We start from the raw sequence: 11996 nt of genomic DNA on the forward strand, positions 1-11996 counted from the left end.
CGCCGTCAGCGGGTGATGGTCGCGCTCCCCAGCACTTCGTCGCCGTCCGGATCGGGGCGGTAGAGGACCATCGTCTGCCCCGCCGCCACGCCTCGAATCGGGGCGCGCAGCTCGACGGCCAGCCGGCCGTCGCGAAGTTCGGCGACACCGTCACCGATCCCGCCGTGCGCGCGCACCTGCACCTGGCATTCCATCGGGCCCGTCGGCGCGTCGCCGGTTGTGAACACCGGCCGTTCGCCGGTCAGCGACCAAACGTCGAGATCCGCGGCGTTGCCGACTTGCACGGTGCCGGTTTCGGCGTCGATGCCGGTGACGTATCGCGGCTTCCCGTCGGATCCGGGTCCGGCGATGCCAAGGCCCTTGCGCTGGCCGACGGTGAACCCGTGCACGCCGTCGTGTTCGGCGAGCACCGTTCCGCCCGAGTCGACAACTGTGCCGCGACGGACCCCGATTCGGGCGCCGAGAAATGCGCGCGTGTCTCCCGAGGGAATGAAGCAGATGTCGTGGCTGTCCGGCTTTTCGGCGACGGCGAGCCCCCGGCTGGCCGCCTCCTCACGAATCTGCGGCTTGGGGGTGTCACCAACGGGGAACACCGCGTGGCGCAACTGCTCGGCCGTCAGCACCGCGAGAACGTAGGACTGGTCCTTGTCGGCATCGACGGCGCGACGCAGCCGTCCGCTCGACAACCGCGCATAATGACCCGTGGCCACGGCGTCGAACCCCAGCGCGAGCGCACGAGCCGCCAACGCGGAGAACTTGATTCGCTCATTGCACCGCACGCACGGATTCGGCGTCTCGCCACGCGCGTAGGACGACACAAAGTCGTCAACCACGTCTTCTTTGAATCGGTCTGCGAAATCCCAGACGTAAAACGGGATGTCGAGCACATCGGCGACCCGTCGGGCGTCGCCGGCGTCCTCCTTGGAGCAGCAGCCCCGTGATCCGGTGCGCAGCGTGCCGGGCGCCGACGACAGCGCAAGGTGCACGCCCACCACGTCGTGTCCGGCGTCGACCATCCGGGCGGCTGCGACCGAAGAGTCCACGCCACCGCTCATCGCTACGAGCACCCGCACTAGTCGACCACTCCTGAGCTTGCCAATGCCGCGTGTCGCGCCCGCTCTACCGCGGCGGGCAGGACGGCCAACGCGGCCTCGACATCTGATTCGGTGGTGGTGTGGCCCAACGACAATCGCAGCGAGCCGCGGGCGCTGGCGGGATCGGCGCCCATCGCGATCAGCACGTGTGAGGGCTGCGCGACTCCGGCGGTGCACGCCGAACCTGTCGAGCACTCAATCCCTTTGGCGTCCAGCAGCATCAGCAGCGAGTCGCCCTCGCAACCGCGGAACGTGAAGTGGGTGTTGCCGGGCAGCCGGTCGCTGCCCGTCGCGCCATTGAGGTGCACATCGTCAATGCTCGACAGCACGCCGTCGATCAGGCGGTCGCGCAGTTCGGTGACGCGTACGCTGTTGGCTTCCAGGCCTTCTACTGCGATCCGCGCTGCGGCGGCCATGGCGACTGCACCGGCGACATCCGGTGTACCCGAACGCACATCGCGTTCTTGTCCCCCACCGTGCAACAACGGCACACATGCCGTGTCGCGGCGCAACAGCAATGCCCCCACCCCGGTGGGCCCGCCGAATTTGTGCCCGGCGATGCTCATCGCCGACAGTCCGCTAGCGGCAAAGTCGACCGGTATCTGACCCACCGCCTGGACGGCGTCGCTATGCATCGGGATGTCGAATTCGGCAGCAATCGCAGCCAGTTTCGCGGTCGGCATGATCGTGCCGACTTCGTTGTTTGCCCACATGACGGTCACCAGCGCCACGTCGTCGTGGTCCCGCAACGCATCCCGAAGCGCCGACGGTGATATCGATCCGTCGGCGTCGACGGGAAGCCAGGTCACCTCGGCGCCTTCGTGTTCGACGAGCCACTCGACGGCATCGAGCACGGCGTGGTGCTCAACGCCAGTGGTGATGATGCGTCGGCGGCGCGGGTCGCCGTCTCGGCGCGCCCAGTAGATGCCCTTGACCGCCAGGTTGTCACTCTCGGTTCCACCCGCGGTGAAGATCACCTCGGACGGCCGAGCGCCCAGTAGCTTGGCGAGCGTCTCGCGGGCCTCCTCCATGCGGCGGCGGGCGGTCCGCCCGGCGCCGTGCAGTGACGACGCGTTACCGACGGTCGCCAGGACTGACGTCATCGCCTCGATGGCCCCGGGGTGCATCGGGGTGGTGGCGGCGTGATCCAGATAGACCGGCAGCGCGCCGCTGGGGCGAAGATCATCTGGCGAGGTCATAGCCGTTCCATGGTAGCGGCCTCTGACCGGCCGGCCAGATCCCGTGGTCAGGCCACCAAGGCGTGACCGTGTCCGCGGCGTGCCGAACGCGTTGCGTCCCCACGCACGGCCGATTCGCAGCGGTTGGCCAGGTCCCGGCGATCGGTGCCCGGCAACTGCAGAGATTCGACCTGCACGCGCACGATGGTGCGCTGTGCGGTGATGAGCCGTTTGGTGGACGCGAGCAGCGTGTCTTCACCGACATAGGCGGCGATGGTCGACGGCTGGCCGTCGCGACCGTGGTAGCTCAGCCGCAGCGGTTGAACCGGCCTGCCCGCATCGACGGCGGCCTGGAACATCGCAGGCCGGAACTGGCCGTACGCCACGCCGCACCAGGTCGTGCCCTCGGGGAACGCGACGACCGTCTGTCCGGCCTGCAACCGGGCGGCAATCATGGAGACGACGTCGGGCAGGCGCCGCAGGTTATCCCGGTCGATCGGGATCACTTTCATCAGCCGAGCCAGGAACCCGAGCCCGGGCCAGTTGATCATCTCGGACTTGGCGACGAACCGGCCCGGCAACACCGAGCCGATCGCGAAGATGTCGACCCACGACACATGGCCGCTGACCACCAGCACGCCCTGCAGGTTTCGAATCGGCCCGCCGGACACCGTGATTCGCACACCCAGACAGCGCAGCATCAGCCGGCAATAGCTTCGCTGCACATGGGAGCGACCCGGTACCGGAATGGCGAGCAGCGGAACGGCGGCCAGAAGCAGGAACGCGAACGTGGCGCGTATCGCGACGCGCCACGCGACGATCACACGCTGGCCGGCGGGCGCGTCTGCCGCAGCTACGCAACTGGCGTCGCACGTGGCGCGCGGCAGCCAGGGGCTGTCGACGCTCATGACGTCATCCCCGCTGCCATCGCGCTCGCCGCACCCACCGACCTCAGGCGCTTGAGATACCGGATGTCGGCCCGGCGTTTGTCCAGCAGCGCCGGGAAGTCGCCGACGCCGAATTCCGGGTCGTGGGCCGGATCGCCGCAGACCTGCGCGCCCAGCCGCAGATAGCCGCGCATCAGCGGCGGTATGGACACCCGCGCGGGCGGATCGATGTCGTCCAGGCCCTTACCGTCGACCGTCACCGGCCGGTACGGATACACCGTGAATTCGGCGGGAGCGGCATGGCGGTGGCGGACGAAATCGCGCACCCCACGGATCTGACTGCCGGGCGCGCTGTCCTCAGCACCGGCGACCGCCACCGATACGCATCCGGCCACGTAGTCGTAGCCACAGCGGTCCAGGTAGGCCAAGATACCTGCCCACATCAGCAGGACGACGCCGCCGTTGCGGTGATCCTCACGAACCACGGCGCGGCCCATCTCGACCAGTGAGGGCCGCAGTGCGTCGAGGCCCTGGACGTCGAATTCAGTTGCGGTGTAAAGGCCTCCGGCGGCGATGGCACCGGGCGGCGGCAACATCCGGTAACAGCCGACGATTTCGCCGGAGTTGTCCTCGCGAACCAGCAGATGATCGCAGTGCTCGTCGAAGCCATCGGCGTCCAGGCCGGCCTGAAATTCCGGGCTGGCGCCGACGAGCGCAAATCCGGGCTCGGAGGTGAACACGTCGTGGCGGAGGCGCTGCGCGGATTCGATGAGCGCGGGGTCGGTGGACAGCAACAAGCTGTAGCGCGGCAGTGCGGAGCCGGATGACGCGCGGGTGTCGATGTCGTCGGGGGCGATGAGTACAGACGCTCTGCTCATGGCTGAACGGTCGCGTGGTTGCATCTCCGTACGGCATCGGGCGTGTGACGTGTCCGTGAGCGCTAGGTGACGAGTTGGGCGCATCTGTGTGCAAAAACACAAATTTGGGCGGCCCAGGATGGCTCAGCTGTCGAGAAACGCGACATTGTCGGGAAAATGGGCTGCGCTCGCGAGGCGAACCACCCTTGAAGTCCGTAGTCGAACGCAAAAGCAAAACCCCCGACCGCAGAGCACGTCGGGGGTTTTGCGGAGCTCTACTGAGTCAGCCCTTGCGAGCCTTGACCTTCTCGGTCAGCTGCGGCGCGACCTTGAACAGGTCGCCGACGATGCCGAGGTCGGCGATCTCGAAGATCGGCGCCTCTTCGTCCTTGTTCACCGCAATGATCGTCTTTGACGTCTGCATACCCGCGCGGTGCTGGATCGCTCCCGAGATGCCCAACGCGATGTACAGCTGCGGAGACACGGTCTTGCCGGTCTGGCCCACCTGGAACTGGCCCGGGTAGTAGCCGGAGTCGACCGCGGCACGCGACGCGCCGACCGCGGCGCCGAGCGAGTCGGCCAACTCCTCGACCACATTGAAGTTCTCGGCGCTGCCGACACCACGGCCGCCCGACACCACGACGGTGGCCTCGGTGAGCTCCGGGCGGTCGCCGGCCACGGCCGGTTCGCGCTTGGTGATCTTCGTGGCATTCTCGGCCTGCGCCGGAACCTCGACGCTGACGACCTCGCCCGCACCGTCGGCAGGTTCGGCGTCAATGGCACCGGGGCGCACGGTGATGACGGCCAGTTCGCCGGTGGACTCGGCCTCGACGGTGTACGCGCCACCGAAGATGGAGTGGATGGCCTTGCCGCCCTCCTGGACCTCCACGACGTCGGTCAGCACACCCGCACCGATGCGCGCGGCCAGCCGGCCCCCGATCTCCTTGCCGTCCGCGGACGCGGCCAGCACCACACCGGCCGGGCTGGCGGACTCGACGAGCGAGGCCAGCACATCCACGTACGGGGTGATGAGGTAGTTGTCGGCGTCATCGGATTCGGCGACATAGATCTTGGCCGCACCGGCGGCCTTGAGGGCGTCGGTCAGTCCTTCGGCCGTGCCCGGCTTGCCCACCACAACGGCGGCGGGTTCGCCCAATTTACGTGCGGCAGTGATCAGTTCGGCGGTGACCTTCTTCGGGGCACCTTCAGCGTGCTCGACGAGCACAAGTACTTCAGCCATGGGTCTTCAGTGTCTTTCTAGGTCTATTAGGCGAGGAATTCGGAGTGATCTGCTCAGATGATCTTCTGGGCGACGAGGTACTCGGCAACCTTCGCGCCGCCTTCACCTTCGTCGGTGACCTTCTCACCCGCGGTCTTCGGCGGTTTCGGAGTCGACGCGTTCACCTTCGTGCCGGCGTTGGCAACGCCCACCTCATCGGCCTCGACACCGATCTCAGCCAGCGTCAGCGTCGTGACTTCCTTCTTCTTCGCGGCCATGATGCCCTTGAAGGACGGGAAGCGCGGCTCGTTGATCTTCTCGTTGACGCTGACCACGGCGGGCAACGACGCCTCGACGGTGAAGACACCGTCGTCGGTTTCGCGCTCGCCGGTGACCTTGCCGCCCTCGACCGCCACCTTGCGCAGGTGGGTGAGCTGCGGCAGGCCCAGGTACTCGGCCACGATCGCGGGCACCGCGCCGCCGACGCCGTCCGTCGCCTCATTACCGGCGATGACCAGTTCCGTGCCTTCGATCGTGCCCAGCGCGCGGGCAAGGGCCCACCCGGTCTGGACCATGTCGGATCCGTGCATGCCCTCGTCCACGAGGTGCACCGCTTTGTCGGCGCCCATCGACAGCGCCTTGCGAATTGCCTCCGTCGCCCGCTCCGGTCCGGCTGTGAGCACTGTCACAGTTCCGCCTGCGTCACCTTCTCGCTCCTTGATCAGCAGCGCCTCCTCGACGGCGCGCTCGTTGATCTCGTCGAGCACGGCGTCGGCCGCTTCACGGTCAAGGGTGAAATCGCCGTCGGACAGCTTGCGCTCCGACCAGGTGTCAGGGACCTGTTTGATCAGGACCACGATGTTCGTCATGAGTCTGGTTCGTCCTCCTCGAAGGGGCCGATGACCGGCCCGCAATACCACGTTTCAAGCAATCACCATCATGTTACTCGCGGGTAACTTTTGGTGGTTCGCAGGAACACCATAGCTGGTCGAAGTTTGTGTTCTAGCAGCACGTAGGCGGTGAACAGTTCGCCAGTGAGCCGTTTCACGTTAGCCTGCCTTCCAATGAGCGCATTCGTCACCGATGGTCCGAACCTGCCCTTGACCGGCGAACGCACGGTTCCGGGCCTCGCGGAGGAGAACTACTGGTTCCGCCGCCATGAAGTCGTCTATGAACGGCTGGCCAGTCTCTGCGCGGATCGCGACGTCCTCGAAGCCGGCTGCGGCGAGGGCTACGGCGCCGATCTGATCGCCGATGTCGCGAACACTGTCATCGGCCTCGACTACGACGACTCCGCTGTCGCGCACGTCCGCGCCCGGTACCCGCGAATCGACATGCGCCAGGGAAACCTGGCTGAGCTCCCGCTTGCCGACGCAGCGGTGGACGTGGTGGTCAACTTCCAGGTGATCGAACATCTCTGGGATCAAGGGCGATTCGTTGCGGAATGTCTGCGCGTGCTGCGCCCCAGCGGAGTGCTGTTGATGTCGACACCGAACCGGATCACCTTCTCCCCCGGCCGCGACACCCCGATCAACCCGTTCCACACCCGGGAACTCAATGCCGTCGAGTTGTCCGAACTGCTCTCCGGCGAGGGCTTTTCGGTGGAGTCGATGCTGGGCGTGTTCCACGGGCCGAGGCTGCTCGAGCTCGACGGCCGCCACGGTGGATCGATCATCGACGCCCAGATCGCGCGTGCGCTCGCGGACGCACCGTGGCCCACTGATCTGCTCGATGACGTGGCATCCGTGACGACTGCGGACTTCGACCTCGTCGACGCCGAGGACGGCGACCGCGATATCGACGACAGCCTGGATCTGGTGGCGATCGCGGTGCGGCCGTGACAGCGAATGAGCCCGTCCCCGGGCTCTTCACCCTGGTACTGCACACCCACCTGCCCTGGCTGGCCCATCACGGACGCTGGCCCGTCGGCGAAGAGTGGCTCTATCAATCGTGGGCGGCGGCCTACGTCCCGCTGATGCGTGTCCTGCGCACGCTGGCCGCCGAGGACCGCCGCCATTTGGTGACGCTAGGCATGACGCCGGTCGTCACCGCACAGCTCGACGACCCCTACTGCCTGACCGGGATGAACCACTGGCTGGCGAACTGGGGCCTGCGCGCCCTCGAGGCGACGACGCTCGGTGATCCGCTGCGGCAGTTCGGTGTTCGCGAGCGGGCCGAAGCCGAGCGCGCACTCGACGACTTTTCGACACTGTGGGCGCACGGCGGCAGCCCGCTGTTGCGCGAGCTCGTCGATGCCGAGGCCATCGAACTGCTCGGCGGACCGCTGTCACATCCGTTCCAGCCGCTGTTGAATCCGCGACTGCGCGAGTTCGCCTTGAGGGAGGGACTCGCCGACGCCCACCAGCGGTTCGCCCATACGCCCGCCGGAATTTGGGCGCCGGAATGCGCCTATGCGCCGGGGATGGAAATCGATTATGCCGCAGCGGGTATCGGCCATTTCATGGTCGACGGGCCGTCACTGCACGGGGACACCGCGTTGGGTCGGCCGGTCGGTTCGTCGAATGTGGTGGCGTTCGGCCGTGACCTGCAGGTCAGCTATCGGGTGTGGTCACCGAAGTCCGGCTATCCCGGCCACGCCGCGTACCGCGACTTTCATACCTACGACCACACGACGGGCCTGAAACCGGCACGCGTCACCGGCCGCAACGTCGACTCCGACGCGAAGGCGCCGTACGACCCGGACCGTGCGGACAGCACAGTCGACGGTCATGTCGCCGACTTCGTCTCGCATGTGCGCCGGCGCCTCGTCAACGAGAGCGAGCGGATCGGCAGGCCCGCACACGTGATCGCGGCTTTCGACACCGAGTTGTTCGGGCATTGGTGGTACGAGGGGCCCGTCTGGCTGGAGCGGGTGTTGCGGGCGCTACCCGAGGCCGGGGTTCGGGTCGGCACCCTGTCTGACGCCATCGCGGACGGTTTCGTGGGTTCCCCAGTCGAATTGCCGCCAAGCTCTTGGGGTTCCGGCAAGGACTGGCAGGTGTGGGCCGGCGAGCAGGTGGCTGACCTCGTCCAGTTGAACAGCGAAGTCGTCGACACCGCACTGACGACAGTGGACAAGGCGCTCGGTGATACGGACACCCCGCCGGCCCGTAACTTCGTCGCCGACCAGATCCTGCGAGAAACGCTGCTGACCGTCTCCAGCGACTGGCCATTCATGGTCAGCAAGGACTCGGCGGCGGATTATGCGCGGTATCGCGCGCACCTGCACGCCCACGCCACCCGCGAGATCGCCGTCGCGATGGCGTCGGGCCGCCACGACCATGCACAACGACTCGCCGACGGATGGAACCGTGCGGACGGCCTGTTCGGCGCACTCGACGCGCGAAGACTGCCACGACCGTGAAGATCCTGATGCTGTCGTGGGAGTACCCGCCGGTGGTGATCGGCGGACTCGGCCGGCACGTGCATCACCTCGCAACGGCGCTCGCCGAGGCCGGCCACGAGGTGGTGGTGCTCAGCCGCCGGCAGTCCGGCACGGACCCCAGCACGCACCCGTCAACCGACGAGATCGCCGAGGGCGTAAGGGTTGTCGCCGCGGCGCAGGATCCGCACGAGTTCGACTTCGGCACCGACATGATGGCCTGGACGCTGGCGATGGGCCATGCGATGGTCCGGACGGGATTGGCCATCAAGGGTCCCCGCGCCAAGCCATGGCGACCCGACGTGGTGCACGCCCACGACTGGCTCGTCGCGCATCCCGCGATCGCGCTGGCCGAATACTTCGACGTCCCCCTCGTCTCCACCATCCACGCCACCGAGGCGGGTAGGCATTCGGGGTGGGTCTCGGGAGCGATCAGCCGACAGGTGCACGCCGTCGAGTCGTGGCTGGTACACGAATCTGACTTACTGATCACGTGTTCGGCATCGATGAGCGACGAGATTACCGAATTGTTCGGACCGGGTCTCGCCGAGACCCGCGTCATCCGAAACGGAATCGACGCCGCGCGTTGGCCGTTCGCGAAACGGCGTCCCAGGATCGGGCCGCCGCACCTGGTGTTCGTGGGTCGCCTCGAATACGAGAAGGGCATCCACGACCTGATCGCGGCGATGCCCCGCATCCGGCGCACCCATCCCGGTACCACGTTGACGGTGGCGGGCACCGGCACGCAGCAGAGGTGGCTCGTCGAGCAGGCGCGAAAGTACAAGGTGCTCAAGGCCGCAACGTTCGTCGGCCATCTCGATCACGAGCGACTCGTGCGACTGTTACACACCGCCGACGCCGCCGTGCTGCCCAGCCACTACGAACCGTTCGGCATCGTTGCTCTCGAGGCGGCCGCGACGGGTATTCCATTGGTGACGTCCAACGTCGGCGGCCTGGGCGAAGCGGTGATCGACGGTCAGACCGGAACGTCGTTCGCCCCGCGCGATATCGCCGGCCTGGCCGCGGCGGTGCGCAGCGTGCTCGACGACCCCGATTACGCTCAGTGCATGGCGACCGCTGCACGGGAACGCCTCACGTCGGCCTTCGACTGGCACACCGTCGCAGACGAGACCGCCCAGGTGTACGTGGCCGCCAAGCGCGGCGAGCGCGAACCTCATCGGCGCCGCCCCATCGTCGAGCACGCCCTGCCCGACCGCTAGGTCGTCGTCAAGCACCTAGCCGCAGCCGCTCGGCGCCCAAGGCGTCGACACCGTGGTAGGCGAAGCGACTCCACAGCGCGCGCATCCGAACGGCCAGTTCGTGATCCACCGGGTTACGGTGCGGGCCAAGCATCGGCGCGCCCGCCCACGCAGACTCCGTACCCAGCAGCAAGGGCAGATCCATGCAGTGGCAGGCACCCAGTGGCGCGTCTCGAGGCGACCAGTCGAGCCGGTACACCGACGCGCGGCCCCCCTCGCTTCGCCACCGATCGGCGAACCGGCCTGCAGGCCCGCTGAAGATTTGACGGGTCATCGTTGCCGAGGCCACCCGTGCGGCGGGTCTCGCGAACGGTCCCAATGCGCGCAACCGCGACGCTCGTGGATTGATCTCGACGAACGGGGCCGCGTCGAGCCTGGTGCAGCCGACGAGCAGGTCGACCTTTCGCGCCACGCGCGCGATCCGGGCGCTCACTTCACCTGCTGGCGGAAGGGGATCGACACCCAGCATCGGCCCAAATGCCATGCCGCTGACGAGGCCGAACGGTTGCGCCGCCACCAGGGCCGCGACCTGGGCACGATGCAGATCTTCGACGCTGGCCGCGAAAGGGTCTGTGTCGCCCAGCGATTCCGCGGCGGCGGCACTCATCGCCGCCGTCATCTCGTCTCGGCCCTCACGCATATCCAGCGGCGCGCTCTGGATGATCGCGCGCGAGTACAGACCGTCGGCGGCCTCCGACAGCATCAGCGAGTACACCGAGTCACCGCCTGCGGACTGCCCGAACAACGTGACGCGCGCCGGGTCACCGCCGAATGCGGGGATGTTGTCGTGCACCCACCGCAGCGCCAGCAGTTGATCGCGCAGACCGAGGTTGTCTTCGTCCACGCCACGAGGGGTGCAGTAGCCGAAGATACCGAGCCGGTAGCTGACCGTAACCACCACGACGCGTCCCTCGCCGACGAGGTCGTCGGGGTCGTAGTTCGGGGACTCACCGCTTCCGGAGACATAGGCGCCGCCGTGGAACCAAACCATCACCGGCAGCCCGTCAGCATCGCTGGGGGCGGTGACACTGAGAACCTGGCAATCTTCGCTGTGTTGCAGACCCTCGGTGACCGGACCCGTTACGAACAACAGCCGCGACGGAAGTTGCGGACACACGGGCCCGCGCACGGTCAGCTCGCGGGGTTCGTCCCAGCGGGTGGGCGACGTCGGCGAGACGAACCGGCTCGCGCTGGCGTAAGGCACACCACGCGCCCGTACCAGCACACCGTCGTCTTCGATGAGGGCAGGGCCCGTCGACAGGTCGACGCGCCGCAACGACAACTGCGAGTTCGTTAGCGCGCGGCTTTCTTGCGCTCGATGTCGGCCAGAGCGGCGGCAAGCTCGGCGCGCTGGGCCGCCGAGGTCTCCCAGGACAGCTTCCGGTTCTTGACGACTTTCGCGGGTGCGCCGACGGCGATCGAGAAGTCCGGGATCTCACCCTTGACCACCGCGTGCGATCCCAGCACGCAGCCGCGGCCGATCATCGTGTTGCGCAGGATCGTCACCTTGGTCGCGACCCAGGTGTCGGGCCCGATGCGCACCGGTCCCTTGATGATGCCCTGGTCCTTGATCGGCAGCTCGACGCTGTCCATCCGATGATCGAAGTCGCACACATAAACCCAGTCCGCCATCAGCACGGAGTCACCGAGCTCGATGTCGAGATAAGTGTTGATCACGTTGTCTCTGCCGAGGACGACCTTGTCGCCGAAACGCAGGGAGCCTTCGTGGCAGCGGATCGTGTTCTTGTCGCCGATGTGCACCCAGCGACCGATCTCCATCGTCGACAGCTCCGGCGTCGCCTGGATCTCCACGCCCTTGCCGAGGAAGACCATGCCGCGGGTGATGATGTGCGGATTGGCGAGCTTGAACTTCAGCAACCGCCAGTAACGCACGAGGTACCACGGCGTGTAGGCCCGATTGGCGATGACCCATTTCAGCGAGGCCATGGTGAGGAACTTGGCCTGGCGCGGGTCGCGCAGCCGCGAACCCCGCCACCGCTTGTGTAGCGGCGCGCCCCACATCGTCGTCATGGCCGGAAAGCCTACGCGAGCCGCCCGGCGCCGAACGGTTACCCTCACTGGGACTTCCAAGGCCATCTTGAACGAAACCGAAAGGGCGT

At 67.1% G+C, this 11996-nt stretch carries 11 protein-coding genes; 3 read left to right on the forward strand and 8 right to left on the reverse strand.

Annotated elements, in window-relative coordinates:
- Positions 1 to 5: 5 nt before the first annotated feature.
- From mnmA to BST47_RS13285, 6 genes are all read right to left on the reverse strand, one after another.
- Entirely contained in the window at positions 6 to 1073 is a 1068-nt protein-coding gene (gene mnmA, locus BST47_RS13260) for a tRNA 2-thiouridine(34) synthase MnmA (RefSeq protein ID WP_083125989.1), read from the reverse strand.
- Positions 1073 to 2293, reverse strand: a complete 1221-nt coding sequence (locus tag BST47_RS13265; RefSeq protein ID WP_083125990.1) for a cysteine desulfurase family protein — start codon at positions 2291 to 2293, stop codon at positions 1073 to 1075. Before BST47_RS13265 ends, mnmA begins: the two co-directional genes overlap by 1 nt.
- Positions 2294 to 2340: 47 nt before the next feature.
- Positions 2341 to 3180, reverse strand: coding sequence for a lysophospholipid acyltransferase family protein (locus BST47_RS13270; RefSeq protein WP_083125991.1), 840 nt, complete (start codon positions 3178 to 3180; stop codon positions 2341 to 2343).
- A complete protein-coding gene (locus BST47_RS13275) occupies positions 3177 to 4037 on the reverse strand; it encodes a GNAT family N-acetyltransferase (protein ID WP_083125992.1) in 861 nt (286 codons plus the stop codon). The genes BST47_RS13270 and BST47_RS13275 overlap by 4 nt, the downstream gene beginning before the upstream one ends.
- 262 nt (positions 4038 to 4299) lie before the next feature.
- Positions 4300 to 5256 carry an electron transfer flavoprotein subunit alpha/FixB family protein gene (locus BST47_RS13280; RefSeq protein WP_083125993.1) on the reverse strand — a complete coding sequence of 319 codons (957 nt, stop codon included), beginning with the start codon at positions 5254 to 5256 and terminating at the stop codon, positions 4300 to 4302.
- Between the two features lie 53 nt (positions 5257 to 5309).
- Positions 5310 to 6104, reverse strand: a complete 795-nt coding sequence (locus BST47_RS13285; protein WP_083125994.1) for an electron transfer flavoprotein subunit beta/FixA family protein — start codon at positions 6102 to 6104, stop codon at positions 5310 to 5312.
- Positions 6105 to 6299: 195 nt separating this feature from the next.
- On the opposite strand from BST47_RS13285, the gene BST47_RS13290 reads away from it, so the two are divergent.
- From BST47_RS13290 to BST47_RS13300, 3 genes are read left to right on the forward strand one after another with little or no spacing between them, the layout of a single operon-like run.
- Complete coding sequence (locus BST47_RS13290; protein ID WP_083125995.1) at positions 6300 to 7076, forward strand: class I SAM-dependent methyltransferase; 777 nt, start codon at positions 6300 to 6302, stop codon at positions 7074 to 7076.
- A complete protein-coding gene (locus tag BST47_RS13295) occupies positions 7073 to 8599 on the forward strand; it encodes a 1,4-alpha-glucan branching protein domain-containing protein (protein WP_083125996.1) in 1527 nt (508 codons plus the stop codon). The genes BST47_RS13290 and BST47_RS13295 overlap by 4 nt, the downstream gene beginning before the upstream one ends.
- Positions 8596 to 9837 (forward strand): glycosyltransferase family 4 protein, encoded by a 1242-nt coding sequence (locus BST47_RS13300; protein ID WP_107528948.1) that lies wholly within the window; start codon positions 8596 to 8598, stop codon positions 9835 to 9837. The genes BST47_RS13295 and BST47_RS13300 overlap by 4 nt, the downstream gene beginning before the upstream one ends.
- A 7-nt stretch (positions 9838 to 9844) precedes the next feature.
- On the opposite strand, the gene BST47_RS13305 is transcribed toward BST47_RS13300, so the two are convergent.
- Entirely contained in the window at positions 9845 to 11158 is a 1314-nt protein-coding gene (locus BST47_RS13305; RefSeq protein WP_107528949.1) for a carboxylesterase family protein, read from the reverse strand.
- Positions 11159 to 11169: 11 nt separating this feature from the next.
- Complete coding sequence (locus BST47_RS13310; protein WP_083125997.1) at positions 11170 to 11907, reverse strand: acyltransferase; 738 nt, start codon at positions 11905 to 11907, stop codon at positions 11170 to 11172.
- Between the last annotated feature and the right edge of the window lie 89 nt (positions 11908 to 11996).

The sequence above is a fragment of the Mycolicibacterium tusciae genome, assembly GCF_002086795.1.
Lineage (GTDB): Bacteria > Actinomycetota > Actinomycetes > Mycobacteriales > Mycobacteriaceae > Mycobacterium > Mycobacterium tusciae.

Bases quoted from the DNA above. Each gene is read 5' to 3' on its own strand.
- BST47_RS13290 (WP_083125995.1), top strand. From the start codon at position 6,300: ATGAGCGCATTCGTCACCGATGGTCCGAACCTGCCCTTGACCGGCGAA.
- BST47_RS13280 (WP_083125993.1), bottom strand. From the start codon at position 5,256: ATGGCTGAAGTACTTGTGCTCGTCGAGCACGCTGAAGGTGCCCCGAAG.
- BST47_RS13265 (WP_083125990.1), bottom strand. From the start codon at position 2,293: ATGACCTCGCCAGATGATCTTCGCCCCAGCGGCGCGCTGCCGGTCTAT.
- BST47_RS13285 (WP_083125994.1), bottom strand. From the start codon at position 6,104: ATGACGAACATCGTGGTCCTGATCAAACAGGTCCCTGACACCTGGTCG.
- BST47_RS13270 (WP_083125991.1), bottom strand. From the start codon at position 3,180: ATGAGCGTCGACAGCCCCTGGCTGCCGCGCGCCACGTGCGACGCCAGT.
- BST47_RS13310 (WP_083125997.1), bottom strand. From the start codon at position 11,907: ATGACGACGATGTGGGGCGCGCCGCTACACAAGCGGTGGCGGGGTTCG.
- BST47_RS13275 (WP_083125992.1), bottom strand. From the start codon at position 4,037: ATGAGCAGAGCGTCTGTACTCATCGCCCCCGACGACATCGACACCCGC.